Below are 26,395 nucleotides of genomic sequence, written 5' to 3' on the forward strand. Positions count from 1 at the left end.
AGCTATGCAAGCGCTTCTGTCGGAGCACTGGCATGCACTGCGCCACCTGAGGCCCCGCCTGCGCGACGGCGTCGAACCGCTGCACCGCCGCCTGCGCGGCCGCTCCTGGGTGCTGCTGTCCGACCCCGTCAGCCAGCGCTTTCACCGCATGACGCCCGAGGTCTGGCATGTGCTGTCGCTGTGCGACGGCCGCCGCACGCTCGACCAAGTTTGGGACGCTGCATGCGCCGCCGCCAGCGACGATGGTGCAAGCATCTCGCAACATGAGCTGGTGCAGCTGGTGTCGTCGCTGCACTCCAACGACCTGCTGCAGACCCAGGTCTCGCCTGATGCCGGCGAGGTCTTCGAGCGCTTCGAGCGCCAGCGCAAGGCCAAGTTCAAGCAGAACTGGCTCAACCCGATGAGCCTGCGCCTGCCACTGCTCCACCCCGATGCCTGGTTCGACAAGCAGACGGCCTTGGCCCGCGTGCTGTTCAGCTTGCCGGTCGCGCTGCTGTGGCTGGCCCTCGTCGTGCCGGCCGCCGTGCTGGGCGCCCAGCACTGGCAGGCGCTGACCGAGAACCTGTCGGACCGTGTGCTGTCGGCCAGCAACCTCGTGCTGCTGTGGTTCGTCTACCCGGCCGTGAAGGCGGTGCACGAATGGGCGCACGGCCTGGCGGTGAAGGCGCGCGGCGGCACGGTGCGGGAGATCGGCCTGCTCTTCATCATCTTCACGCCCGTGCCCTACGTGGATGCGACCTCGTCCTACCGCTTCCCGTCCAAGTGGGCGCGGGCCCAGGTGGCCGCAGCGGGCATCCTGGCCGAGCTGGCGCTGGGCGCCGTGGCCGTCTATGTGTGGCTGGCGGCCGAGCCGGGGCTGATGACGGCGATTGCCTACAACGTCATCCTGATCGCCGGCGTGTCCACCGTGCTCGTCAACGGCAACCCGCTGATGCGCTACGACGGCTACTTCATCGCCACCGACCTGCTGGAGCTGCCCAACCTCGCGCAGCGCGCGCAGAACTACTGGGTCTATTTGAGCGACCGCTGGCTCTTCGGCGCCAAGGATGCCGAGCCGCCGCTGGCGTCCCAGGGCGAACGCTGGATCCTGTTCCTCTACGGCGCCATCGCGCCGGTCTACCGCCTGCTCATCACCGTGGGTCTGATCTGGTTCGTCGCCAGCGAGTACCTGCTGATCGGCGCTGTCATGGCCGTCATGGCGGGCTGGCAGGCGCTGGTGATGCCGATCTGGAAGGCGTGGAAGCATCTCGACGAAGGCGGCTCGCTGGCGCGCCGACGCCAGAGCGCCAAGCGGCGCACGCTGCTGCTGCTGGCCGGCGTGCTGGGCTTTCTGGGACTGGTGCCGCTGCCGTTCTACTCGGTGCACCAGGGTGTCATCTGGCTGCCCGACGAGGCCTTGGTGCGCGCCGAGGCGCCGGGCCAGATCAGCGCCGTGCAGGCCGCGGCGGGCAGCGCGGTGGCGCGGGGTGGCGCCTTGTTGAAGGTCGACAACCTGCCGTTGCAGGCTGAGCTGACGCAGGCTGCCGCCGCGCTGGCGCAGACCGAGGCGACCCTGCGCCGTGCCGAAGTGGCCGAACCGGCGCGGGCCATCCCGCTGCGCAGCGAGCTGGCCGCGCGGCAGTCGCGCTACGACCAAGCGCTCGCGCGTGTGGCCGCGCTCGATGTGGTGGCCGCCACGGCCGGCCGCTGGTTGCCTGACGCGCCGACCGAGCTGACCGGCCGATCCGTCAAGCGCGGTGAGCTGCTGGGCTATCTCGTCGGCGGCCCGACCGACCGCGTGCGCGTGGCCGTCACGCAGGAGGATGCGGACATGGTCAAGCATCGGGTGCAGTCTGTGCAGGTGCGGCTGATGCAGAAGCCGCACGCCATGCTCGACGCGCGCGTGCGCCGCGAGGTGCCGGGCGGTGGCTTCGAGCTGGTGTCCGCCGCTTTGGGCTCGTCTGGCGGCGGTGAGATCGGCGTCGACCCGGCCAAGGAAGGCGGCAAGCGCAGCCTGCGACGCGTGTTCGACATCGAGCTGCAACTCGACAAGCCCTCGCCCAGCGCGGTGTTTGGCGACAAGGTCTGGGTGCGCTTCGACCTGGGCCCCACGCCGCTGGCGGCGCAGTGGCTGCTGCGGTTGCGGCAGGCCTTCCTCGCGAGGCTGAATGTCTAGTGCCGTTGCCGACCTGCGCTGGCTGCGCGCCCTCGCTGGCCCGGAGTTCCGCCGCGCCGACACGCTGCGCGACGAGCGCGGCGCTGAGGGCGACGCTAAGCTGGAGCGCTGGTTGCGCGACAGCACTGGTTGGCTGCCGGTGCAGAGCGAGTCGGCACGCAGCATCGCCACGCTGAACGCGGCCATCACCGCGCTCCCGCTGGGCGACATCAGCGACGCGGACCTCGCGCAGCAACTGCACGCCGCGATGGTGGCCTTGCGCGCCGATGCGAACGACGCCGCCGCGTTGGCCCGCGCGCTCGGTGCCGTTGGCGAAGCCGCGCGGCGCAAGCTGGGCCTGTGGCCCCACCCCGTGCAGTTCGCCGGCGCGCGCCTGCTCATCACCGGCCGCCTGGCCGAGATGCGCACCGGCGAGGGCAAGACGCTGGTGGCCGCGCTGGCCGCCACGGTGATGGCCGCCAGCGGCGCGCGCGTGCACGTCGTCAGCACTAACGATTACCTGGCCGAGCGCGACAGCGAGGAGATGCGGCCGCTGTTCGAGTGCTTTGGCCTGACGGGCAGCTTCGTCAAGGGCGGCATGGAGCCCGACGAGCGCCGTGCCGCCTACCGCCACGCCGTTTGCTACGTCAGCGGCAAGGAGTTGGTGTTCGACTACCTGAAGGACCGCCTCGCCGGCCACGGCCTGCTGCCCGGCCGCGTCGCAGGCGTGCGCGGCTTCGTTCGTGGCGATGCGCCCGAGCCGTTGATCCCGGCGCTGCATTTCGCCATCGTCGACGAGGCCGACAGCGTGCTCATCGACGAGGCGCGCACGCCGATGATCCTGTCGCAGGAGGCCGAGGGCATCCACGAGCCGGCGCTGCTGGCCTGGGCGATAGGCGCCGCGCGGGGCCTGCGTGAGGGCGAGCATTTTGCGCTGAAGCGGGCCAACCGCGAGGTGGAGCTGAAGCCCGGCACGCTGGACGCCTGCCCGCCGCTGCCCGACGGCATCCGCCCCGTCTGGCGTGCGCGGCCCTGGCGCGAACAGCTGCTGCGCCAGGCGCTGACGGCGCTGCACTTCTACGAGCGCGACCAGCACTACATCCTCGCCCCCGGAGACAAGCCCGAGGAGGGCCTGAAGGTGCAGATCGTCGACGAGAGCACCGGCCGCGTGATGGCCGACCGCAGCTGGGAGCAGGGCCTGCACCAGCTCATCGAGGCCAAGGAGGGCGTGAAGCTCACCGCCGGCCGCGACACGCTGGCGCGCATGACCTTCCAGCGGTTCTTCCGCCGCTACTACCTGCTCGCCGGCCTGACCGGCACGGCCGCCGAGGCCGCGACCGAGCTGTGGGCCACCTACCGGTTGCGCGTGCGCCGCCTGCCGACGAACCAGCCCATCCGGCGCCGTGAACTTGCTGCGCGCTGCTTTGCTAACTCTGCTATCAAATGGCAGGCTGTGGCCGATGATGCCATCGCGGCTGCCGCGCGCGGCCAGGCCGTGCTGGTGGGCACGCGCAGCGTCGAGGCCAGCGAGGCCGTCGCGGCCGTGTTCGCCGAACGCGGCGTCGACGTCGTCGTGTTGAACGCGCGCCAGGATGCCGAGGAAGCCGCCGTCGTGGCCCATGCAGGCGTGTCCGGCCGCATCACGGTGGCCACCAACATGGCCGGCCGCGGCACCGACATCAAGCCCGACCCGGCGGCCCTCGCTGCCGGCGGCCTGCACGTCATCCTGACCGAATACCACGAGTCCCCGCGCGTGGACCGCCAGCTCTTCGGCCGCAGCGGCCGCCAGGGGCAGCCCGGCACGGTGCGCGCGCTGGTGGCGGCGGACGATCCGCTCTTCAAGACGCTGCCCGCGCTGCTGCGCGCGGCGCTCGCCAGTGGTCAGGCACTCGCGCTCGCGGTACGCCTGGCCCAGGGCGCCGCCGAGCGCCGCGCCTGGCAGATGCGCAAACAGACTCTCCGCCAGGATCGCGAGTTACACCGCATCATTGGCATTGCAGGCACCACGACATGAAACCCCACGCCCTTCTTGCCTTGCTGGCCGCTTCTCCGGCCTTTGCCGCCGACTACGACTGCATGATCGAACCCGCACAGACGGTGGAGATCCGCAGCCCCGTCGTCGGCATCCTGGAGCGCGTGCATGCGCGCCGCGGCGACGCCATCCGCCAAGGCCAGGTGCTGGTCAGCATCGAGAGCAGCGTGGAGGCCAGCGCGGCCGACTCCGCCAAGGCCCGCGCCGACGCGCAAGGCCAAGCGCAGCTGGCGAACGCCAGGGTGGCCGCGCTGCGCGAGAAGGCGCGGCGCTTGCAGGACCTGCTCGCGGAGGAATTTGTTTCCGCCCAGGCGGTTGAAGACGCGCAGGCCGAACTCAAGTTGGCGGAGGCCGAACTGAAGACCGCCACGGAGAACAACCAGATTGCCCGCCTCGACCACCGCCAGGCCGTCGACCAGCTGCGCCGCCGCCAGATCCTCGCGCCGTTCAGCGGCGTCGTGGTCGACCAATACCTCTACCCCGGTGCGCTGATGGACAGCAGCGACACCAAGAAGCCCGTGCTCAAGATCGCACAGACCGACCCGCTGAAGGTGCAGGCCCTGCTGCCGGTCAAGGCTTTCACGCAGGTCAAGGTGGGCCAGATCGTCAGCGTCACGCCCGAGGCGCCGTTCGCCGACAAGCCCATCCAGGCCAAGGTCCGCACGGTGGACCGCGTGCTGGACGCTGCGGCCGGCACCTTCGGCATCGTGGCCGAGATCGCCAACGCCAAGGGTGAACTTCCGGCAGGGCTGCGCTGTCGCGTCAAACTGTAGGTGTGTTGAAGCACCTGCTCGCCCCGCTGCGCTGGCTCGCCCGGTTCGTCCTTGCGCTGCTCATCCTCTTCGAGGAATGGGGCTGGGAGCCGCTGCGGCGCGTCTTTGCGCTGCTGGCCAAGCTGCCGGTCATCCGTCAGTTCGAGGCCCTGCTCAAGCGCCTGCCGCCACGCTGGGCGCTGGTCGTGCTGCTGCTGCCCAGCCTGCTGATCCTGCCTATCAAGCTGCTGGCCGTCTGGCTGGTGGCCGAGGGTCGCGTGATGTTCGGCGTGAGTCTCGTCATCGCGGCCAAGCTGATCGGTACGGCGCTGCTGGCCTGGCTGTTCCAGCTCATCCAGCCGGCACTGATGCAGTTGCCCTGGTTCGCGCGCCTGCATGGGCGCTGGACGGCCTGGAAGGCCGAGCTGCTCGCCTGGGTTCGCGCCAGCGCCGTGTGGCGGTCCGCGCGGGCGATCAAGCTGCGGGTGAAGCGGCTGTTCAGGCGCGGGCGAGAGACGCCGCCGTCGACATGAAGCTGCCGGCTCGATACTGGAAAACATGAATGTCAGCCGCGCTTACTACTCTTCGAATCTCGACGAATTCCTGCGCGCGTCGGCAGACAGCGTACTCGGTGAGTTGGCGCGGAACTCAGGGTTCTCGATTGAACTGAGTCAGCGCAACGCCTGGGTTCGACAGACCGAAATCCTCAAGCAGCAGCTCCAAGAATGGGGGCACGCAGGACACATTTTTCTTGAGTTCGTGGTTCCTCGCATGGGGCGCCGTATCGATGTTCTGGTGCTCATCCGCAACACGGTACTGGTCATCGAGTTCAAAGTAGGCGAAGCCCACTTCACACGTGCCGCACTCGATCAGGTCTGGGACTACGCGCTCGATCTGAAGAACTTCCACGAACCGAGTCACGGGGTGACGATTGCTCCACTACTCGTTGCAACGGAAGCCGCCGCAGGATTCAGCGTCGTCGCGACAAGCCATCACGACGACGGGGTTCTTTTGCCCATCAGGACAGACCCAGCATCATTGAGTTTGTGCATCCGGCAAGTGCTCTCATTGAGTGAAGGGGCAGACATCGACCCCGACAGATGGGTGCGCGGACGCTACAAGCCAACGCCCACGATTGTGGAAGCCGCCTCAGCTCTGTATAGGCAGCATTCGGTAGCAGACTTGTCGCGCAGTGATGCAGGTGCCAAGAACTTGTCAATCACCTCTGCTGTCGTCGACGAGGTCATCGAATCAGCACGATTGCAGCGACGCAAGGCCATCTGTTTCGTTACCGGCGTACCCGGCGCGGGGAAGACGTTGGTCGGTCTTGATGTTGCGACCAAACACATGGATGCGAGCAACGAGCTGCACAGTGTTTACCTCTCTGGAAACGGGCCGTTGGTAAAAATTCTCTGCGAGGCCTTGGCCCGCGACGAAGTCACCAGGGCCAGATCGAAGAACGTGCGTCTCCGTAAAGGTGAGGCCAGCAAGGCGGTGCAAACGTTCATTCAGAACATCCACCACTTCCGGGATGCGTACCTCGTTGACGACCAGGCTCCCGTCGACCACGTGGTGATCTTCGATGAAGCGCAGCGCGCGTGGACTCTGGAGCAGACAACCAAGTTCATGGCGCAGAAGAAGGGCCGCCCCAACTTCAATCGGTCCGAGCCTGAGTTCCTCATTTCTTGCATGGACCGCCATAAGGACTGGGCCGTGGTGATCTGCCTCGTCGGTGGCGGACAAGAAATCAACACCGGCGAGGCCGGCATCAGTGAATGGTTGGCGGCCATTGAAAGTCATTACCCCTCGTGGCTGGTTTACGTGTCGCCGCATCTGACGGACAGTGAGTACGCGGCAACTGACGCGATTGCTTCGCTCCAGCAACGTGCCCATGTTGTTTTCAATGAAGGCCTGCATCTGGCCGTTTCCATGCGCTCGTTCAGAGCTGAACACGTATCAGGCTTTGTGAAGCATTTGCTGGATCGGGACGAGGTCCAAGCGACCGCGGCACTGCCAGCCGTTCAACAGCGGTATCCGATCGTTGTCACTCGCGACCTATCGGCAGCCAAGCAATGGCTCAAGTCCCAAGCGCGTGGGACGGAGCGCTACGGAATCGTCGTCTCATCCCAAGCCGAGCGGCTGAAACCTCACGCGATCAACGTGCGCTCGCCGATGGACCCCGTGCACTGGTTCTTGGATGAAAAAGACGATGTGCGTTCTTCGTACTACCTCGAAGACGTTGCGACGGAGTTTCACGTGCAAGGCCTGGAACTCGACTGGGCCTGTGTGGTCTGGGACGCGGATTTGCGCATCGCCAACGGTGGCTGGCGTCATCACCAGTTTGTTGGCAACAAGTGGCAGAACATCCACAAGGCGGAACGGCAGCTCTACCTGAAGAATGCGTACAGGGTGCTGCTGACACGCGCTCGGCAAGGCATGGTCATCGTTGTTCCGCCTGGCGATTCAGAAGATCCGACACGTGCCTCGGCGTTCTATGACCCGATATTTCACTACCTGCGCGAAATCGGTATGCCGACTCTTTAGGGGCCCGTGACCTGAGGTGAGGCAAGCGCTGTGCCGGAGGCGCGCACGAGAGGCGCGACTTTCGGTCTGAATTGCAGGCGCTGTTCGCGCTGCACATCGATCTCGGCGCGGATGGTGGCCAGCTCGGCCTGGCGCTCTTCCCGGTAGAACAGGTTGTAGGCCTCGAAGGGCACCATGCGGCCGTCCGGTCGCGCGATGTGGATGCAGCTCTTCTTCAGCGCGCGGATGTCCAGCGACTGCGCGTCCATGAACTGCACGATGAGCACGCGGAAGACGTCGCGGTAGCTGAGCTGGGGTGCATCTATCTTGGGCAGGCAGCACAGCAGCTCAGACAGGCAGTTGGACTGGCTTTCGGGCGAGTGGTTGGTGGAGAACAGCTTGAAGACCGAGGCCTTCAGCGCCGGGTCGCCCTCGAAGACGATGGTGCTGCGGTCGCCGCTGAGCAGCGTGGCTGCGTCCAGATAGCGCGTCAGCGGCACGAGCCCATTCGGGCTCCGCAGCGCGTAGGCCATCGCCAGCGTGTCGGGGTTGCAGGGCACGGGCAGCACATCGGCCAGCGTGAACACGCCGCTCTGCTCGGCGATGCGGCGGCGCAGTTCGCTGACGGTGAGGCGATGCTTCGTGGCGTCGTAGACCTCCACACGGCCGGCGTTCTGGATGGGTTGCAGCGTCACGCCGCGCACGCAGCCGTAGCTCTGACCGTGGCGGATGACGTCGCCGATCTCGTCGTCGTTGATGCCGCGCTTGACCGTCATCACCAGCGTCGTCGAGATGCCCAGGGCATCCAGCCGCGCCAGCGCCGCGTCGTGCGGACCGCGCAGGTCGGCGCCGCGCAGGTCCATCAGCGCCTCGCGCCGCAGCGAGTCGAACTGAAGGTAGACCTCCAGCCCCGGCGCATAACCCGCCAACCGTTCGGCAAAGGCCGCATCCTGGGCGATGCGCAGTCCATTCGTGTTGACCATCAGGTGCTTGATGGGCCGCGCCTTGGCGGCGTCGAGGATGTCGAAGAACTGCGGGTGCAGCGTCGGCTCGCCGCCGGAGATCTGCACGACGTCGGCCTCGCCCTCGCTGGCGACGACGGCGTCCAGCATCGCGATGACCTCGTCCATCGTTCGGTGCGAAAGCCGCTCGGGGCCCGACCCCGCGTAGCAGGTCGGGCAGCGCAGGTTGCAGTGGTCGCTGATCTCGATGAGGGACAGGCAGCTGTGCTGCATGTGGTCGGGGCACAGGCCGCAGTCGTAGGGGCAGCCGTATTTCATGGGCGTGGCGAAGCGCTGCGGCATCTCGGGCGGCTTGACGAAGACCTCGCGGCATTGCCGGTAGTAGGCCGCGTCGTCGCTGACGAGCACGCGCTCGGTGCCGTGGGCTGGGCACCATTTGTCCATGTAGACGTGATCGTCCTTGATGACGATCTTGGCTTCGACCGGGCGCAGGCAGGTCGTGCAGACGGACTGCGTCGTGTCGTAGAACAGGTAGGGGCGGACCTTGCGTGTCATGACGTGGCCAATCGAGGTGGGCGGCGCCAGGCGCGCAGCACGAGGGGTGTGTAGACGGCCAGCGCGACGAGGCAGGTCCACTGGATGCCCGACAGGCCCAAGGGATAGGCGACGGGCACGGGCTTGAGGAACTCGACGCCGAAGCGCCACAGCAGGTAGGCGCTCAGGAAGAGCTTGAAGACGAGGCTGGGCGTGGCGAAGCGGGCGCGGTGCAGTGCGAGGCCCAGCGGCAGCACGACGGCTATCTCGTAGAGCTGGGTCGGGTGGCGTGCCACGCCGTCGCCAAAGTCCACGCCCCAGGGCAGCGCTGTCGGCAGGCCGTAGGTGTCGTCATGCAGGCCGGCGAGGAAGCAGCCGATGCGGCCGATGGCGAGGCCGACGGCGATGGGCAGCACCATCGCGTCGCCCGTACTGCGGGTCTGGCCGGTCAGCTTCTTCGCGATCTCCACGCTGATGAGCCCGCCGAGCAGTCCGCCGACGATGCTCTGGCCGGGCCAGATCAGCGTGCGCTGCTGCCAGATGGCCAGCGCGACGTCGGGCCGCTCGATGAGGAAAACTAGCTTGTTGCCGATGGCCGCGCCAAGCAGCAGGCCGACGAGGACGCCGAAGTTGCCCGGTGCTAGTGCGCCGCCGCGCTGCTGGCGTTTCAAGGTCCGACGCCACATCGCCGCGCCCAGCGCCATGCCGGCCCAGGCGAAGGCGGTGTGGGCCCAGGCGGCGGTGGCGGCGTCGGCGATCACTTGTTCAGCCACTTCCGTATCCTGCGGCCACACCACCAAGCCACACCTGTGCCGATCAGCAGACTGGGCACCGAGATTTCCAGGGTGCTGCCGACTCCAAACCGGATGCCGCCGCTTGGCGCCCGCTTGGTGAAGAAACCGTCAAAGTTGCCCGTGATGAGCATGGTGAAAACGTCCGGCAAGGTCGTGATCGTGAATACCGCTCCGCACAGGCCGGCAAGGCCGAAACCCAGCGTGGCGAGGGTCAGCACGCAAATCAGCAGTGCCCGCCCAATGCCGGAGATGGTCATGAAGCGATGGCGCCGGCGATTAGGCGTCGTCGCGCCAGCGCCTGGCGAGCAAGCGGACGCACCACCACGCCAGCCCGCCGCCGATCAGCAGGCTGGGCACGGAGATGACGAGGATGGCAACGGAATAGGGGTCATGCCTCTCCGAGAAAGTCACGCCGCCCAGGCCAATGGCGGTGAACACCGCGCCGCACAGCCCCGCCAGGCCGAAGCCCAGCACGGCCGCCATCAGCAGGCCGACGACTAGCAGGCGGCCGACCTTGGAACCGGTGTCGTCGCTCATGAGGCACCCTCGTCGCGCTGCGACTGGCCCAGCGTGCGGCGGATCTTCTGCGCACAGACCCAGACCATGAAGAAGCCGCCGATGAAACATGGCAGCGACAGGATCAGCATCGCCGCCGCACCGAGGTCGGTCAGCAAGGTCAGCGTGAAGATGCCGCCGCACAGCCCGATGGCACCAAACCCCAGCACGCCCACCGCGAGCACCAGGACCAGCAGCCCACGGCCCAGCGATGACGCGGCGCCGCTCATGCTGTCTGCGGCGCCAGCAGGCCGGCCACGCGCTGGCGCAGCGTGTCAGGCGTCACATCCGCCTGCTTCAGCGGCTCGTCCACCGTCAAGCTGATCCGGCTCCAGAACCCTCGCCGCATTGGCTTGCTCATCGCCTTGCCACCCTCCACACGCGAGAAGTAGCTGCCCCACAGATTGCCCAGCGCCATCGGGATCACGGGCACGTCGGGCAGGCCGTCGATGAGCTTCATGACGCCACCCTTGAAGGGCTGCAATTCGCCGTCGCGCGTGATGCCGCCCTCCGGGAAGATGCAGACCATTTCGCCGTCGGCCAGCACGGCGCGGGCGGCCGTGAAGGCCGCCTCGTAGGTCGCCGGGTCGGTCTTGGCCGGTGCGATGGGGATGGCCTTGGCGAGCTTGAACATCCAGCCCAGCACGGGGGTCTTGAAGATCTGCGCGTCCATCAGGAAGCGGATGGGGCGCGGGCTGGCGGCCATCAACAGCACGGCGTCGACAAAGCTGACGTGGTTGCAGACAAGCACTGCCGGGCCGGTCGTCGGGATGCGCTCGTCGTTGACGACGCGGAAGCGATAGACGATGCGCGTGAGCACGAAGGCGGCGAAGCGCAGCAGGTACTCCGGCACGATGAGGAAGATGTAGAAGGCGACCACGGCGTTGGCGATGCCGACGGCCAGGAAGACCTGCGGGATGGTCAGGCCCGCGCTCAGCATGGCGCCGGCGATGACGCTGCTGGCGATCATGAAGGCCGCGTTCAGGATGTTGTTGGCGGCAATGATCCGCGCGCGGTGGCTGGGCTGGGCGCGCAGCTGGATCAGCGCGTACATGGGCACGCTGTACAGGCCGGCGAACAGCGCCAGCAGCGTCAGGTCCGCCAGCACGCGCCAGTGGGCCGTCACCGCGAGGAAGCCGCTGACCGTGTAGGGCTCGCTCGCCGGCAGGCCGCTGGCGGCGAAGTAGAGGTCGATGGCGAACACGCTCATGCCGATGGCGCCCAGCGGCACGAGGCCGATCTCGACGTGGCGCTTGGACAGCATCTCGCACATCAGCGAGCCGATGCCGATGCCGATGGAGAACACCGCCAGCAAGAGAGACGCGACCTGCGGGCTGCCATGCAGCACTTCCTTGGCGAAGGCCGGGAAGTTGCTCAGGAAGACGGCGCCGAAGAACCACATCCACGAGATGCCCAGCAGCGAGCGGAACACGGCCAGGCCCTCGTGCGCGAGCTTGAGGTTGCGCCAGGTCTCGGTGAAGGGGTTCCAGTTGATGACGAGGTTAGGGTCGGTCGACGGGCTGGCGGGAATGGCTTGCGCGGTCGCGCGGCCGGCGATGGCCAGCGCGAGGCAGGCCCAGGCCACGTGCTGTGGGCCGACGATGGGCGTGTCGACGAGGATGCCGCCGGCCAGCTGGCCTAGCAGGATGGCGACGAAGGTGCCCATCTCCACCATGCCGTTGCCGCCGGTCAGCTCGCGCTCGCTCAGCTGCTGCGGCATGTAGGCGTACTTGACCGGGCCGAACAGCGTCGAGTGCAGGCCCATCAGGAACACGCAGCCCAGCAGTGCCGGCACGTTGGCCGCATAGAAGCCCCAGGCGGCGATGGCCATGATGGCGATCTCCAGGCTCTTCACCAACTGCATCAGGCGCGCCTTGTCGTGCTTGTCGGCGAGTTGGCCGCTGGTGGCCGAGAACAGCACATAGGGCAGGATGAACAGCGCACCGATGACCAGGCCCGCATGGCTGGGCGGCAGCCAGTCCAGCTGCAGCTGGTAAGTGATCATCAGCGTGAACGCGAACTTGAAGACGTTGTCGTTGGCGGCGCCGAGGAACTGCGTCCAGAAGAACGGCGCGAAGCGGCGCTGCTTGAGCAGCGCGAACTGGTTCGGGTGTGCGTCGTGGCTCATTTCTGGACTTGTTGGGGTGACTCGGACAGGTTGACGCGCGTCAGCCACGCAAACATCGAGTCCACGGTGACCGTGTCGATGTGGCTGCTGAAGCGGCGCGCACTCGGATGATCGTCGAAGGCGATGTTGGCGCGCGTCAAGCGCCCGCCCAGCCGCGTCAGCGTGGACAGGTGCAGGTCGGTCGGCTGGTAGCCCTGGGCCTTGAGCCAGGCCTGGGCGTCACGCCGGTTGTCGATGCCGGGCGCTGCGGCGCCCACCAGCGTTTCCAGCACCCACTGGTTGCTCTGCTGGTAGGTCGTGCCGAAGGCATAGGCCACCATGCTGTAGCGGCGCTCGTTGAAGCGAGCGACGCGGGCGTTGTCCGTCAGCACGGGCAGCAGCGCCTGCTGCAGCTCGGGCTTGAGCACGGCGAAGGCGGCGTCGTAGCGGTAGGGGTTGTCGAGGAAGAACTCGCCCAGGCCCTGGCGGTACAGCGCCGCGTGGTCGGTGCCGCAGTTGTTGAGCTTGTGCATGACGCGCCACACAGCGGGCTCCTGCGAGGTGTCCTTGTAGACGAAGCCCAGGTGCGACCACTTCAGGCCGTACTTGGACAGGTCCTGCCCCGCGCGGGCCAGCACGACGACCTGCGCGCCGCTTGCATCGAGTTGCCGGGCCGTGGCCTGGGCGAGGTTCAGCCCTTGCTCGATCTGGCGCGTCGTTGGCTGCTTTTCCTCGCAAGGCCGGCCGGCGTGGGCCGAGGCCGCTGCCGCAAGCAGCAACGCGGCGATCAACCTCACCGGCTCACCTGCTCGTTGTAGAGCAGTGCCTTGCCGATCTCGTTGGGGATGAAGGCGATGACCGCGCCCGCAGCCGACAGGATGGTGCCCGCGCCGATGACCGACACCGTCACCGCTGCGCCCGTGGACACGATGACGCCCTCGGCCAGCTTGCCCGAGGCCTTGATGCTGATGCGCGCGCCGTCCGACGCACGCTCCAGCACCCAGACCGTCGCGCCACCAACGATCTCGACGCCGACGACCACCAGCGTCACGCCGGCCGACAGGATGCCGACCGGCAGCGCGCTGAGCGCCACGCCGGTGGCGCTGACCGCGCCGACCGACAGCACGACCGGCGCCAGCGACAAGGCCACGCTGGCCTCGGACAGGTTGGTGTGAGCCTGCGCCGAGGCGAGCGCCAGCGACAGGGTGAGGGCGGCGAGCACGGGTTTCATCAGCGACTCCTTGTTCATTGCATTGCAACGTCGCCGGCCAGCGCTTCGCGGCGGCCTTGCAGACGGGCTTCGAGCAGGTCAGCCTCGTGGGCGTCGCGCAGCATCTTGGCCAGGGTAAAAACGTTTGAAATGAGGTACAGCCAGCAGACGCCCAGGTAGGCCTTCCACACCGGCTGAATCTCCATGCGCCACAGGCCCCAGCCCGTCAGGCCCATGGCCAGCGCGAAGCCTGCCCAGACGACGACGCGCCACATCGGCGTGTCGACCTGGCGGCCCTGGTTGTCGCGGATGAACTTGGCCAGCGCGAAGGCCGTGGACAGGCAGAACACATAGCCCATCACCATGAAGGCGCGGTCGAGGTCCTGGCCAGGCAGCCAGGCCAGGCCCGAGGCGCACAGCAGCACGCTGATGGCGAAGGACAGCCAGACCTGCAGGCGCCAGGCGCCTGTGTCGCGGCGGATGGTCATGGGGGAAGGCATCTTGAAAACTCCCTGGTCGTTTTGGAATGGGCGCGATCTTCTCGCAGCGGCTGCGGGGCCAGTAGGGGAATTGTTCGCAGTGGCGTGGCAGGCGGCGCGTGGCAGCGTTTGGCGCTACTGGGTCGGGCTTCCTTGGGGTCGGGAGGTGCGGCCGGTGCCGTCATGCGCTACCGTTCGCGCCCATGTCGAGCACGCAATCCCTCGTGAGCCTGATCAAGGCCGAGTTGAAGAGCCAAGGCCTGAGCTATGCCGAGCTGGCCCAGGCGCTGGAACTGTCGGAGTCCAGCGTCAAGCGCATGCTGGCGCCGGGCGGAGAGATGCCGTTGTCGCGCGTGGACGAGATCTGCCGTGTGCTGAAGCTGGAGTTCGCCGAGCTGGCCGGGCGCCTCGCCAGCCAGTCGCCCGCGCAGCGCCAGCTGAGCCTGGAACAGGAGAAGGCCGTTGTCGCCGACCCCAAGCTGCTGCTGGTCGCCATCTGCTGCCTCAGCCTGTGGGCGCTGGAGGATGTGCTGGCGCGCTACCGGCTCAGCGAGGCGGATGCCGTCGCGGCACTGGTCAAGCTGGACCGCCTGGGAGTCATCGAGCTGCGGGCCCACAACCGCTACAAACTCAAGGTGGCCAAGACGCTGCGCTGGCGGCCGCAGGGGCCGGTGATGACGTTCTTCAGGGAGCGTGTCATGGCGGACTTTTTCGCCGGTGGCTTCGACGGCGAGGGCGAGCTATTGACCCTCGTGCACGGCGAGTTCGGCGCCGGCCATGCGCGCGAACTGGCCGAGCGCCTGCAGCGTACGGCCGACGATTTCGCCCGCCAACACCTGCTGGACCAGAAGCTGCCGTCGGCCGAGAAGCGGCCCTACAGCGTCATCATCGGCTTGCGGTCGTGGGTGTTCGAGGCGTTCAGGGATCTGGAGAGGCCAGGCCTGGGTCAGCGCAAGGGCGAGATAGGCGGCGGTCGCCGGCCGAATCACCAGGGCTAGAACAAGGTGAACGAGGCAAGATGATCAACGTCAAAAGACTGCTGGTGGTGATCGGCTTTGGCGCCGGCACCGTGGCGCTGGCGCTGCTGTTTTCGAGCTGGGGTGCGCAAAGGCCGGATCAAGAGACATGCGCGCGCAGTTGCGCGCCCCAGCGTGGCGTCATTGAACGTTCAGGACCGGCGCATGGCTCAACGTCGCGGCCCGCGCGCAACGAATTCTGCGTGTGCAAGGCCTCTTAGGCCCCAGCAAAGTGCTGGCGGGGCTTTACCAGAACTCCCAACGCCCGGTCCAGATAACCCAGACGCCCAACAGCCCGTTCGTCACCGCATGGGCGATGACGGCCGACCACAGCTTGCCGCTCTTGCGATAGAGCAGCGCATACGCCAGGCCAGCGACGACGGCGGCCAGCCACAGCGTGTGGGCCAGCGTGAAGACGAAAGTGGACAGCAGCACGGCCTTGATGCCCACGGTCTGCGGGTCGACGCGCTCGAAGCCGGGGTGCTGCACCCAGCGCATCAGGAAGCTGCGCCAGAACAGCTCCTCCATGACCGGCACGACGAGCGCGGCGCCGGCCAGGCGCAGCGCGATCAGCGCCCAGATGGGTTGGCCGGCGGCGTCCAGCGGCACGAAGGCGGCGGTGGCCGTGCCGAGCTGCATCCATGGTGCGTCCAGCTGCACCCAGATGGCAAAGACGGCAATGCCGACGACGACTGCCCAGCCGGCCTCACGCGCGTCGGGCAGGTTCTGCCGCACCAGCTCGCCGTAGCTGCGCCAGTACCAGGCCAGCAGGCCGGCGACGACGAGGGTCTGGGCGCCGTAGATCCAGCGCGCATCCAGGCCGAAGCTGTCCGGCAGATAGCCGCGCAGCGCCAGCAAGGCCATGAAAACGATGAAGGGAATGCAGCGGGCGAGTGCGGCGGGGCTGAGCGCGGGTTCAGTGTTGGGCAATTCGGCGGGCATGTCGGCGCGAGCTTAGCCGCCGGCCGTGACGTATCGAGGGCCAGCCGCCCCCCAAGGCTCAGGGGTGGGCGGCTTGCAGCAAGCCGTCGCTCTGAAGTCAGCCTAGCCCGGCCAGGCGCGCCTCAATGCGCGCCTTCGTCGCCGGCAGCGCGGCCGGCAGGCCCTGCGCCAGCTGGGCGAACAGCTCGTCGTGCAGCTTCATCTCGGCCTGCCATTCGGCGGCGTCGATGCGGGTGACGGTGTCGAACTGCTCCGGCGAGAAGTCCAGGCCGTCCCAGTTCAGGTCGCCGTAGCCCGGCGTCACGCCGAACACGTGCTCCTGGCCGCCGCCCTGGCCTTCCAGCCGGTCCAGCATCCACTTCAGCACGCGCATGTTCTCGCCGTAGCCGGGCCAGACGAACTTGCCGTCGGCACCCTTGCGGAACCAGTTGACGCAGTAGATGGCCGGCAGCCTGGCGCCCGAGAGCTGAAGCCGCATGCCCAGGTCCAGCCAATGCTGGAAGTAGTCGGCCATGTTGTAGCCCATGAAGGGCAGCATCGCGAACGGGTCGCGGCGCACGATGCCCTGCTGGCCGGCAGCGGCGGCCGTGGTCTCGCTGCCCATGGTGGCGGCCATGTAGACGCCCTCGGTCCAGTCGCGCGCCTCGGTCACCAGCGGCACGGTGGTGGAGCGGCGGCCGCCGAAGATGAAGGCGTCGATGGCAACCCCGGCGGGGTTGTCCCAGTTCTCGTCGAGCGCCGGGTTGTTGATGGCAGCCACCGTGAAGCGGGCGTTGGGGTGGGCCGCCTTGGCGCCGGTGGCCTTGGCAATCTCGGGTGTCCAGTCCTTGCCCTGCCAGTCGACGCAGTGCGCGGGCGGGGTGTCCGTCATCCCTTCCCACCAGACGTCGCCGTCGTCCGTCAGCGCCACGTTCGTGAAGATCACGTCGCGCTGCAGGCTGGCCATGCAGTTGGGGTTGGTGTGCGAGTTGGTGCCGGGAGCGACGCCGAAATAGCCCGCCTCGGGGTTGATGGCGTAGAGGCGGCCGTCGGCACCCGGCTTGATCCAGGCGATGTCGTCGCCGATGGTGGTGATCTTCCAGCCGTCGAAGGCGGCGGGCGGGATCAGCATCGCGAAGTTGGTCTTGCCGCAGGCGCTGGGGAAGGCGGCGGCGATGTGGCGCTTCTGGCCAGACGGGCTCTCCACGCCCAGCACCAGCATGTGTTCGGCCAGCCAGCCTTGGTCACGCCCCATCGTCGAGGCGATGCGCAGCGCGAAGCACTTCTTGCCCAGCAGCGCGTTGCCGCCGTAGCCCGAGCCATAGCTCCAGATCTCGCGCGTCTCCGGGTAGTGGACGATGTACTTGGTCTTGTTGCAGGGCCAGCTCACGTCGGCCTGGCCTTCCGCCAGCGGCGCGCCCACCGTGTGCACGCAGGGCACGAAGTCGCCATCGGTGCCCAGCAGGTCGATGACGGCGCGGCCCATGCGCGTCATCGTGCGCATGTTGACGGCCACATAGGGGCTGTCGCTCAGCTCCACGCCGATGTGGGCGATCGGGCTGCCCAGCGGGCCCATGCTGAAGGGCACCACATAGAGCGTGCGACCGCGCATGCAGCCCTTGAAAAGGGCGTTCTGCCCGGTCTGCAGCAGGTCGCGCATGGCGGCCGGCGCCATCCAGTTGTTCGTCGGGCCGGCGTCGGCCTCGTGCTCGCTGCAGATGAAGGTGCGGTCCTCCACGCGGGCGACGTCGCTGGGGTCGGACGTGGCCAGGTAGCTGCCGGGGCGCAGCTCGGGGTTGAGCTTCTTGAAGGTGCCGGCGGCGACGAGTTGGTCGCACAGGCGCTGGTATTCGCTCGTGCTGCCGTCGCACCAGTAGATGTCGGCGGCCTCGGTCAGTGCCGCAATCTCGGCGACCCAGGCGATCAGCCGGGCGTTCTTGACATAGGCGGGCAGATTCAGGCGCAAGCCCTGCATCGCGGGTTGGTTCATGGGAAAGCTCCAATCATGGGGATGTGTTTGGGGCAACCCCGGAGCTGGCCCAAGCACACCGGGCCTGAGGCCGGCAGCGTGGAATCCAATGTAATCAGGCGGTAACTTTTCGACCCGAGAGGCTCATGCAAAACGTGCATAGGCGCATGCTGGCGTGGCTTTAACGCTCCCTCCGGTGGTGAAGCAAGGCTAGGGTTTGCGCGAAGTCAGCGTGAAAACCGACGTAACTTCTCGGGCTTGAGCGCATCGCGCCCGGCCGGCCTCAGGCCAGATGCACCGCCGCCCGGCCGGTCCGCTTGGCGGTGTACATGGCCTGGTCGGCCCGCGCGATCAGGTCCTCGGCCGTGGCTTCGCCGGGCCTGAACTCCACCACGCCGATGCTCGCGCCGACCGCCAGGGACTGCCCGTGCGTCTGGACGGGCTGCATCAGGGCGCCGAGGATCTTCTGCGCCACCGGCTGGGCGCCTTCGTCGCCGATGGCGGGCAGCAGCACGATGAACTCGTCGCCGCCCACCCGGGACACGGTGTCGCTGGAGCGGATGGCGGCGAGCATGCGCTGGGCCGAGGCCAGCAGCACGGCGTCGCCCGCCGCATGGCCGTACTCGTCGTTGATCTGCTTGAAGCGGTCCAGGTCGATGTACAGCAGCGCACCGCCGCTGCCGCTGCGGGAGGCGTTGTTCAGCGCCATGCTCAGGCGGTCCAGCATCAGGGCCCGCGTCGGCAGGCCGGTGAGCGGGTCATGCATGGCGCGCTTGACGAGCTCCTGCTCGACGCGCTTGCGGTGCGACGCGTATTGCAGCGCGCGGCGCAGCTGGGTCGCGTCGAAGTAGCCCTTGACGAGATAGTCCTGCGCGCCATTGACGACGGCCGACAGGCCCACGTCCTCGTCGTCGTTGCCCGACAGCACGATGATGGGCGCGTCGCCCGCCAGGTCGCGCAGCAGCGCCAGGGTTTCCAGCCCGTGGCTGTCGGGCAGGGCCAGGTCCAGCAGCAGCGCGGTGCAGCCCGGCTGGCTAGCCAGCCGCGCCGCCGCGCCGCGCACCGATTGCTCCCACAGCAGCTCCGGCAGCGTGCCGGGCGGCGCGTCGTCGAACATGGCCTGCACCAGGCGGATGTCGCCCGGGTTGTCCTCGACCAGCAGGATGTACGGATCTTTGCTCATGAGGAGGCCGTCCCCAGCGTGAAGAAGAAGCAGGTGCGTTCGCCGGGCCGGCTTTCCGCCCAGACGCGGCCCTCGTGACGCTGCAGGATGCGCCGCACCGTGGCCAGGCCCACGCCCGTGCCCTCGAAGCCCGCGCTTGAGGCGAGCCGGTGGAAGGGCTGGAAGAGCATGTCGCTGTCCTTCATGTCGAAGCCGACGCCGTTGTCCTGCACCACGTAGACGGGCTCGCTGCCCGGGTGCCGTTCGATGGCGAAGCGTATCCACGGTTTTGCGGTCTGCCCGGTGTATTTCCAGGCATTGCCCAGCAGGTTGACCAGCACGTCGCGCACCAGCGCCGGGTCGCCCTGGGCCTGCACGCCGGGCTCGATGTCCAGCGTCACCGCCCGATCCGGCTGGGCCGCCTGCAGCTGGGCCAGCACGTCCTGCGCCATGGCCGACAGGTCCAGCGGCTGGCGGCGGAACTTGCTGCGCTCCACCTGGGACAGGGCCAGCATCGCGTTGACGAGGTCGCCCATGCCGAGGGCGCTCTTGTGCACCATCTCCAGCTGGTGGCGGGCCTTCTCAGTGGCGGCGACGCCGCCGGTCTGCTCCAGCAGCGTGGCAAACCCGACGATGGCATTGAGCGGCGTGCGCAGGTCGTGGGCGATGGAGCGGTTGAACAGGGCCAGCTCGGCGTTGGCGGCTTCGAGCTGGGCGGTGCGTTGGGCCACGCGGTCTTCCAGCTCGTCGTTGCGCAAGGCGGTCTCCACCTTGTGGCGCTCCACCGCGTGCCGCATGCTGCGCACCAGGGCCACGCCGTCGGCGTGCTGCTTGGCGAGGTAGTCGTGGGCGCCGGCGCGTACGGCGTCCAGCGCGAGTTCGTCGTCGTCGTGGCCGCTGAGGATGACGACCGGCGTGTCGGGTGCATGCGCGCGGACCGCCAGAAAGGTCTCCAGGCCCTGGCTGTCGGGCAGCGACAGGTCCAGCAGGATCAGGTCAGGCCGATGGCTGTCGAGCCAGCTCAGGCCGCTGGCCAGCGACGAGGCTTCATGCAACTGGCAGCTGTCGCCGAAGCGCTCGCTCAGCTGCTCGCGAACCAGGCGTGCGTCGCCGGCGTTGTCTTCTATGAGCAGCACCGAGGAAAGCGCGTGGCTCACGGCAGCCTCATGCCACCCGTGTTGGCAGCAGCACCGCGCTGAGCCAGTAGGTCTGGATGCGGTCCACCAGGTCGAGGTAGTCGTCGTAGTCGGCCGGCTTGACCATGTAGGCGTTGCCGTGGGCGCGGTAGGCGTCCAGCACGTCCTGGCGGGCGGACGAGGACGTCAGCACGACGACCGGGATGCTGCCGAGCTGCGGGTCCTGCTTGATCTCGGACAGCACCTCCTTGCCGCTGATGCCGGGCAGGTTCAGGTCCAGCAGCACCAGGTCGGGCGCCAACGCGGCCGTGTGGGCGCCGCGGCGGTGCAGGTAGTCGAGGGCGGCATCGCCGTCCGCAACCCAGTGCAGCGCCGTGGCGGAGTTGCGCTCCAGCATGGCTTCGCGCACCAGGCGCATGTCTGCGGGGTTGTCTTCGACGAGCAGGATGTTCATGTGAACTGTCAGCTACGGTGAAGTTAGGCCACTTCGGGGTCGGCAGCGGCGATGGTAAAGAAGAAGGTCGAGCCCTGGCCGGGAACGGACTCGACACCGATGCGGCCGCCGTGACGTTCAACCACTTTCTTGCAGATTGCAAGGCCGATGCCCGTGCCCGGGAAATCGGCCCGGTGCAGGCGCTTGAAGATGGTGAAGATCTGGTCGTGAAAGCGCGGGTCTATGCCGATGCCGTTGTCCGCCACGCTGATGCGCCACAGGCCCTGGGCCTCCGGGCGCGCCGAGACATGGACGACGACCTCGGCGCCCGGCCGGCGGAACTTGATGGCGTTGCCGATCAGGTTCTGCAGCAGCTGGCAGAGCTGGGCGCGGTCGCCCATGACCCAGGGCAAGCTGTCCTCGACGAGCTTGACGGACGCGTCCTGCAGCGCCACGGCGAGCTGGCGGCGCACCTCGTCCAGCACGTCGTGCAGGGCCACGCGCTGGGGCGGCCCGCCGCTGCCGTCCACGCGCGCCAGGCTGAGCAGGTCCGACACCAGGGCCTGGGAGCGCTTGGCGCCGTCGGCAATCAGCGCGACGAACTCCTGGCCCTCCATGTCGAGCTGGGAGCTGTGCCGGCGCAGCAGCAGCTGGCTGTAGCTGGCCACCGTGCGCAGCGGCTCCTTGAGGTCGTGCGAGGCGACATAGGCGTACTGGGCCAGCTCCTCGTTGGAGCGCTCCAGCGCGCCGGTCTTGGCGGCCAGCTCGGCATCTGCGGCCTTGCGCGAGCTGATGTCCTCGACGACGGCGACGAAGCCCGTCGTCTGGCCGTCTTCGACGATGGCGGCCGAGATGGCGCGCGCCCAGACGACGCTGCCGTCGCCATGCAGGTAGCGGAACTCGCCCCGGAACTCGCCGCCGTCGCCGACGGCGCGTCGCCACTGCGCGCTCACCCGGAGCAGGTCGTCCGGGTGGATGGCGCTGGCCCAGCCTTCGCCCTGGGCCTGCGCCAGCGTGAGGCCGGTGATGTGCAGATAGGTCGGGTTGCCATAGAGCAGCTGGCCGTGCAGGTCCGTGAAGATGATGCCCAGTGGCGAGGCGCGCAGCACAGCTTGCAGCTGCCCCTCGGCCTCGCGCGCCAGGCGCTCGCTGTTGCGCAGGGCCTGGGCGGCGCGCTCGCGGTCGGTGATGTCGCGGATGATGCCGCTGAAGAAGCGCCCGGCTGCGCTCTCCCAGCTCGCGAGTGACAGTTCGAGGGGGAAGACGCTGCCGTCCGCCCGTAGCCCTTCGAGCTGCACCGTGCGGCCCACCACGCCGGGCAGGCCGCCGGCCTTCATGCGCGCCATGCCGTCGCGGTGGCTCTCGCGATAGCCGGGCGGCATCAGCGTCGTCAGCGACTGGCCGCGAATCTCCTCCTCGGTATAGCCAAAGATCGCCTGCGCAGCACGGTTCCAGGAGCACACGAGGCCGTCACCATCGGCGATGACGAAGGCCTCGCTGGCCGACTCCGCCAGCGAGCGGAACTGGGCCTGGGAGTCGCGCACGGCGATGTTCATGTCCTCGGCAAACATCAGTGCCCGCTCGCGCGTCAGCGTCAGCGCCCGCACCAGCGCGAACAGCAGCAGGCTCAGGCCCACGCCCGCGATCAGCACGATCTGGGCCTTCTGCAGGTCGATGGACGCATCGAAGCCGGCGAGGCTGGTGACCTGCAGCGTCCATTCGCCGCCGGGCAGTTCGATGCGGTGCGTGGCGATGAGGGGCGTGCGCATCGCGGCCGCGCGGCCACCGCTGTCGTAGAGCTGATGATCGGCGTCGAGCGCCGCCCGGCCGCTGTACAGGCGCACGGCCACGCCTTCCTGCTCGGCCATCTGGCCCAGCGCGTGGCGCATCACATTGCTCATGCGCAAGGGGATGTAGGCAAAGCCCACCAGCTCGCTGCGGCGCTGCGCCAGCGTGTCCAGCCGGGCGCCGTTGCGGAAGACCGGGTGATAGAACAGGATGCCGGCCTGCACGTCGTGGGCGTCCTCCTGCAGCAGGATGACCTTGCCGGACACGGCCGGCTGGCCGCTGTCCCGGGCCCGCTCCATGGCGGCGCGCCGGATAGGCTCGGTCAGCATGTCGTAGCCAAGGGCGCGGCGGTTGCGCTCGTCCAAGGGCTCAATGTAGATGATGGCCGAATAGCCGCTGCTGTCCCCGGGTGGGTGCCGGTCTTGCGTGGGCAGGCCGTCGGTCCCTATGGCCAGCAGGTGCGCATCCCGCTCCTGGCGGCTGAGCATGCGCACAAAGCCCATGGCCTGGATGCCGGGGAAGTGGGTCGCCAGGTCCAGGCTCGCGACGTAGGCGTGCCATTCCTCTTTCGTCACCTCGTCCGAGGCGGCCAACAGGCCGGCGGCGCCGCGCAGGATCTGCTCGTTGGCGCGGATGCGCTCGACGATCCGGTCCTGGATCTCGCTGGCGACGTAATGGAATCTTTCCTGCGCCCGCCGTTCGGTGTCGGAGGCCACCAGATGCCAGCCCAGCACCGTGATGCCCAGGCTGGCGAGCAGCACCGTCCATGGCACGGCCAGGTCACGCCGCACGGCGCTCTGGCGGCCCAGCTGCCGGCGCTCGCAGCGGTCCGCCGCCAGCACCAGGCCGGTCACGGCGGTGAGGCCGACGAAGGTCTGCAGCACGATCAGCGCGTCGTTGAGGTTGCCGCGCGTGAAGGGCCCCAGGCCGCGCGTCGTGCCCCACACCGCCATGCTCGCGGTCAGCAGCGAGGCGGCGGCCACGCCCAGCGGCCCGTGCCGGTAGGCCGCCCAGGCGATGCAGGGCATGAAGAGCCAGGCGAAGCGGCGGTCCGCCAGCGCCTGGCCGGCGGGGAAGGCGAAGACCAGCGCGCCCAGCGCTACGAGTGCCACCGCCAGCAACAGTCCGAGTGCAAATGGCCGCCAGTGCCAGTCGCCGCCCTCGCGCCGCGACAGCGCGATCAGCAAGGGGGCGACGACGAGGATGCCGGTCGCATCGCCAATCCACCAGGTCAGGCTGACGGTGGCCGCCGCCGCTGCGGGAATGATGCCGCCGACGAGCAGCGTGGCCGTGCCGACGGCCGCGCTGGCAACGCTGGCCAGCGCCGCGATGGCGATGAACTTGGCGACGTCGCCCAGCCGCTCGAAGGGGTTGGGCTTGTCCACCCAGCGCTGCAGCAGGTAGGCGCCCAGCCAGGCCTCCAGGCAGTTGCCCACCATGATGGCCGCCGACGCGCCGAGCACGGTGGGCAGGCTGGCCGAGTTGGCCGCAAACACGGCCGCGTTGGCGCTGAAGGCCCCCAGCGCCACGCCCGCCAGCAGGCCCCGGCCGCGCAGGAACAGCGCCGCCACCGCCAGGCCGGACGGCGGCCACACGGGCGAGGCGTTGCTGCCCTCGAAGGCCAGCAAAAGGCCCAGCCGCGCGGCGGCGTAGTAGAGCGCCGCCAGGCCGAGCACCGCCACCCACTGTTCGCCCTGAGGCCGCTCGCTCATGCCGGCTCCTCGGCCGGCGCTTCTTCCAGCGTGAACCAGAAGGTCGAGCCCTGGCCCAGCGCCGAGTCGACGCCGATGCGCCCGCCGTGCCGTTCCACCACCTTCTTGCAGATGGCCAGGCCTATGCCCGTGCCGGCGTGCTCATCGCGCAGATGCAGGCGCTGGAACATGCCGAATATGCGCTGGTGGAACTTGGGGTCTATGCCCAGGCCGTTGTCCCGCACCGAGATGCGCCAGCGTCCATCGCTCTCACGGGCCGCGCCGACATGGATGCGCAGGGGCGCCTCGCCGCGGAACTTCAAGGCGTTCGCCAGCAGGTTCTGAAGCAGCTGGCTGAGCTGGCGGCGGTCCGCGCGGACGGTGGGCAGGTGCTCGTCCCAGGTCAGCGTCGGGTTGCCCTCCAGCAGCGCTACGCGCAGCGAGCGCATGACCTCCTTCAGCACGCTGGCCACCGACACCGGCTCCAGCGGCTTGCCGTGGCTGTTGACGCGGGCGACGCTGAGCAGGTCGGCGATCAGCGCCTGGGCACGGCGGCCGCCGTCCTCGATGAAAGCCATGAACTCCTGCGCCTCGGCGGGCATGGCGTCGCGGTGGCGGCGCAGGATGAGCTGGCTGTAGCTGGCGATCATGCGCAGCGGCTCCTGCAGGTCGTGCGAGGCGACGTAGGCGAACTGCTCCAGCTCGGCGTTGGAGCGCTGCAGCTCCTCGCGGCGGTCCTGAAGTTCCGCATCGACCTGGCGGCGGCTGGTGATGTCTTCCACCGTGCCGATGAAGCCGCTGACCTGGCCGCCCTCGCGCAGCGGCACCGCATGCCCGCGCACCCAGACCTCGCCGCCATCCGGGCGCAGGTAGCGGTGTTCGGTGACGACCACGCGTTCGCTGGCCAGCACCTCCGCGAAAGCGGCCCGCATCTGCGTACGGTGGGCGGGGTGGACGACGCGCATCCAGCCCTCGCCCAGGCTGGCCTCCAGCGTCATGCCGGCAATCTCCAGCCAGGCCGGATTGACGTAGAGACAGCGACCGGCCGCATCGGCGTGGAACATGCCCAGCGGCGACGACTCCATCAACGTGCGCAACTGGCGCTCGCTCTTGCGCAGCGCCGTGAGGTCGTTGCCCAGCACATAGACGCCCAGCGTGCGGCCGGCCTCGTCGACATGGGGCAGGTAGTTCAGCCGCATGGACCACGGGCGGCCGTTGCGCATGACGTCGGCATCGAACTCGACGGTCTCGCCGCCCAACGCCCGCTGCAGATGGGCATCGAAGGGGCTGAAGTCGCCGTCCTTGTAGAAGGCCCGCAGCGGCTGGTTGATCAGCTGCTCGCGCGGCAGGCCGTGCCAGGTTTCATAGGCCTTGTTGACCATGCCGTAGCGGCCTTCGGCGTCGATGTAGCCGATCAGTGCGGGCACGTTGTCGGTGACGAGGCGCAGATGCTCCTCGGAGGCCCGCAGCGCCTGCGTCTGCGCGCCCAGCGAACGCGCCATCGAGTCGACTGCGCGCGCCGTGTCGCCGAGCTCGTCCAGCGCCTGCACATTGCAGCGCGCGTCGAGGTTGCCGGCACGGATGCTGGCCACGGCGTCGTCGATGCGGCGCAGCGGCTGCAGCACGCGGCGCCACACCATCACGCCCACGCCGCCCAGCAGCAGCAGGAAGAGCACGGGCGTGGCCAGCACCATGGCGCTGAACCAGCGCTGGTTGGCCGCCTGCTCGGCGGCGACCTCGTAGCCCCAGCGGTGGCTGCTCTCGATGACGCCCTGGGTCTCGCTCAGCAGCCGCTCGATCAGCAGGTCGCGCCGCCGCGCGGACAGGGCGCTGGGCGCCGCGCCGGCCTGCTCCACCAGCTTCTCGAACAGCGGCGGCAGCGCGTCGATGTTGCGGCGCAGCTCCAGCAGCGTCGCGGGCGGCTCGGGGCTGCCCTGCATGGCCAGGTCGACGGTGGTGGCCAGCTGGTCGTAGCGCAGCCGCCATTGCGTGGCCGCGCGCTCGCCGCTGTAAGTGGCGAACTCGTTGGTGAGTGTGAGCAGGCTGCCGATGTCGCGGGCGATGTCCTGTGACGCCGTCTGCTGCCTGAGCCCGTCGGCATCGGCGCGTATCACCTGCACCAGCCCGACGATGGACATCGCGGTCACGACCAGGGCCACCAGGGCCGCGGCGAGGAGACGCTGGCGGATCTTCATGG

23 protein-coding genes are annotated in these 26,395 nt (G+C 68.4%); 7 read left to right on the top strand and 16 right to left on the bottom strand.

Translation table 11 applies throughout. The features are described 5' to 3' along the window. The first annotated feature begins 4 nt into the window (after positions 1-4). Genes ACXRVZ_RS04445 through ACXRVZ_RS04465 form a run of 5 tightly spaced genes read left to right on the top strand, consistent with a single transcriptional unit; the run spans position 5 to position 7,462 of the window. Entirely contained in the window at positions 5-2,155 is a 2,151-nt protein-coding gene (locus ACXRVZ_RS04445) for a hypothetical protein (protein WP_457418153.1), read from the top strand. Beyond that, a complete protein-coding gene (locus tag ACXRVZ_RS04450; protein ID WP_457418156.1) occupies positions 2,148-4,148 on the top strand; it encodes a preprotein translocase subunit SecA in 2,001 nt (666 codons plus the stop codon). The genes ACXRVZ_RS04445 and ACXRVZ_RS04450 overlap by 8 nt, the downstream gene beginning before the upstream one ends. Continuing rightward, positions 4,145-4,939: an efflux RND transporter periplasmic adaptor subunit gene (locus ACXRVZ_RS04455; RefSeq protein ID WP_457418158.1), complete on the top strand. Its 795-nt coding sequence runs from the start codon at positions 4,145-4,147 to the stop codon at positions 4,937-4,939. Before ACXRVZ_RS04450 ends, ACXRVZ_RS04455 begins: the two co-directional genes overlap by 4 nt. A 5-nt stretch (positions 4,940-4,944) precedes the next feature. Next, positions 4,945-5,451, top strand: coding sequence for a hypothetical protein (locus tag ACXRVZ_RS04460; protein ID WP_457418160.1), 507 nt, complete (start codon positions 4,945-4,947; stop codon positions 5,449-5,451). Between the two features lie 25 nt (positions 5,452-5,476). Next, a complete protein-coding gene (locus ACXRVZ_RS04465) occupies positions 5,477-7,462 on the top strand; it encodes a DUF2075 domain-containing protein (protein WP_457418162.1) in 1,986 nt (661 codons plus the stop codon). Here ACXRVZ_RS04465 and ACXRVZ_RS04470 read toward each other — a convergent pair. Genes ACXRVZ_RS04470 through ACXRVZ_RS04510 form a run of 9 tightly spaced genes read right to left on the bottom strand, consistent with a single transcriptional unit; the run spans position 7,459 to position 14,103 of the window. Next, positions 7,459-8,958 carry a radical SAM protein gene (locus ACXRVZ_RS04470; RefSeq protein ID WP_457418164.1) on the bottom strand — a complete coding sequence of 500 codons (1,500 nt, stop codon included), beginning with the start codon at positions 8,956-8,958 and terminating at the stop codon, positions 7,459-7,461. The genes ACXRVZ_RS04465 and ACXRVZ_RS04470 overlap by 4 nt on opposite strands. After that, positions 8,955-9,710 (bottom strand): prolipoprotein diacylglyceryl transferase, encoded by a 756-nt coding sequence (locus ACXRVZ_RS04475; RefSeq protein WP_457418166.1) that lies wholly within the window; start codon positions 9,708-9,710, stop codon positions 8,955-8,957. The genes ACXRVZ_RS04470 and ACXRVZ_RS04475 overlap by 4 nt, the downstream gene beginning before the upstream one ends. Next, the gene (locus ACXRVZ_RS04480; protein ID WP_457418168.1) at positions 9,695-9,988 is read right to left on the bottom strand and encodes a hypothetical protein; all 294 of its coding nucleotides are present in this window, start codon (positions 9,986-9,988) and stop codon (positions 9,695-9,697) included. The genes ACXRVZ_RS04475 and ACXRVZ_RS04480 overlap by 16 nt, the downstream gene beginning before the upstream one ends. A gap of 19 nt (positions 9,989-10,007) precedes the next feature. Continuing rightward, positions 10,008-10,268, bottom strand: a complete 261-nt coding sequence (locus tag ACXRVZ_RS04485) for a hypothetical protein (RefSeq protein WP_457418170.1) — start codon at positions 10,266-10,268, stop codon at positions 10,008-10,010. After that, positions 10,265-10,516, bottom strand: coding sequence for a hypothetical protein (locus ACXRVZ_RS04490; RefSeq protein WP_457418172.1), 252 nt, complete (start codon positions 10,514-10,516; stop codon positions 10,265-10,267). Before ACXRVZ_RS04490 ends, ACXRVZ_RS04485 begins: the two co-directional genes overlap by 4 nt. Then, positions 10,513-12,414, bottom strand: coding sequence for an MFS transporter (locus ACXRVZ_RS04495; protein WP_457418174.1), 1,902 nt, complete (start codon positions 12,412-12,414; stop codon positions 10,513-10,515). The genes ACXRVZ_RS04490 and ACXRVZ_RS04495 overlap by 4 nt, the downstream gene beginning before the upstream one ends. Next, a complete protein-coding gene (locus tag ACXRVZ_RS04500; protein WP_457418176.1) occupies positions 12,411-13,190 on the bottom strand; it encodes a DUF2145 domain-containing protein in 780 nt (259 codons plus the stop codon). The genes ACXRVZ_RS04495 and ACXRVZ_RS04500 overlap by 4 nt, the downstream gene beginning before the upstream one ends. Further along, entirely contained in the window at positions 13,187-13,624 is a 438-nt protein-coding gene (locus tag ACXRVZ_RS04505; RefSeq protein WP_457418178.1) for a hypothetical protein, read from the bottom strand. The genes ACXRVZ_RS04500 and ACXRVZ_RS04505 overlap by 4 nt, the downstream gene beginning before the upstream one ends. A gap of 14 nt (positions 13,625-13,638) precedes the next feature. After that, a complete protein-coding gene (locus ACXRVZ_RS04510) occupies positions 13,639-14,103 on the bottom strand; it encodes a YiaA/YiaB family inner membrane protein (protein ID WP_457418180.1) in 465 nt (154 codons plus the stop codon). A 182-nt stretch (positions 14,104-14,285) separates the two neighbouring features. Between ACXRVZ_RS04510 and ACXRVZ_RS04515 the strand changes: the two genes are divergently transcribed. Both ACXRVZ_RS04515 and ACXRVZ_RS04520 read left to right on the top strand, forming a co-directional pair. Next, positions 14,286-15,080 carry a helix-turn-helix domain-containing protein gene (locus ACXRVZ_RS04515; RefSeq protein ID WP_457418182.1) on the top strand — a complete coding sequence of 265 codons (795 nt, stop codon included), beginning with the start codon at positions 14,286-14,288 and terminating at the stop codon, positions 15,078-15,080. A gap of 20 nt (positions 15,081-15,100) precedes the next feature. After that, positions 15,101-15,319: a hypothetical protein gene (locus ACXRVZ_RS04520; protein WP_457418184.1), complete on the top strand. Its 219-nt coding sequence runs from the start codon at positions 15,101-15,103 to the stop codon at positions 15,317-15,319. A 25-nt stretch (positions 15,320-15,344) separates the two neighbouring features. Here the strand turns inward: ACXRVZ_RS04520 and ACXRVZ_RS04525 are convergent, their stop codons facing one another. The 7 genes from ACXRVZ_RS04525 to ACXRVZ_RS04555 all read right to left on the bottom strand — a co-directional run bounded on the left by ACXRVZ_RS04525 (position 15,345) and on the right by ACXRVZ_RS04555 (position 26,393). Beyond that, complete coding sequence (locus ACXRVZ_RS04525; RefSeq protein ID WP_457418186.1) at positions 15,345-16,040, bottom strand: CAAX prenyl protease-related protein; 696 nt, start codon at positions 16,038-16,040, stop codon at positions 15,345-15,347. Positions 16,041-16,137: 97 nt separating this feature from the next. Continuing rightward, entirely contained in the window at positions 16,138-18,009 is a 1,872-nt protein-coding gene (locus ACXRVZ_RS04530) for a phosphoenolpyruvate carboxykinase (GTP) (protein WP_457418188.1), read from the bottom strand. Between the two features lie 262 nt (positions 18,010-18,271). Beyond that, positions 18,272-19,171, bottom strand: coding sequence for a diguanylate cyclase domain-containing protein (locus ACXRVZ_RS04535; protein ID WP_457418190.1), 900 nt, complete (start codon positions 19,169-19,171; stop codon positions 18,272-18,274). After that, the gene (locus ACXRVZ_RS04540) at positions 19,168-20,307 is read right to left on the bottom strand and encodes a sensor histidine kinase (RefSeq protein ID WP_457418192.1); all 1,140 of its coding nucleotides are present in this window, start codon (positions 20,305-20,307) and stop codon (positions 19,168-19,170) included. Before ACXRVZ_RS04540 ends, ACXRVZ_RS04535 begins: the two co-directional genes overlap by 4 nt. Positions 20,308-20,314: 7 nt before the next feature. Then, positions 20,315-20,740, bottom strand: a complete 426-nt coding sequence (locus ACXRVZ_RS04545; RefSeq protein WP_457418194.1) for a response regulator — start codon at positions 20,738-20,740, stop codon at positions 20,315-20,317. Positions 20,741-20,763: 23 nt separating this feature from the next. Further along, positions 20,764-24,219: a CHASE domain-containing protein gene (locus ACXRVZ_RS04550; RefSeq protein ID WP_457418196.1), complete on the bottom strand. Its 3,456-nt coding sequence runs from the start codon at positions 24,217-24,219 to the stop codon at positions 20,764-20,766. Further along, on the bottom strand, positions 24,216-26,393 hold the full coding sequence (locus ACXRVZ_RS04555; RefSeq protein WP_457418198.1) for a PAS domain S-box protein: 2,178 nt from the start codon (positions 26,391-26,393) through the stop codon (positions 24,216-24,218). Before ACXRVZ_RS04555 ends, ACXRVZ_RS04550 begins: the two co-directional genes overlap by 4 nt. Between the last annotated feature and the right edge of the window lie 2 nt (positions 26,394-26,395).

Source organism: Roseateles sp. P5_E8 (assembly GCF_054177665.1).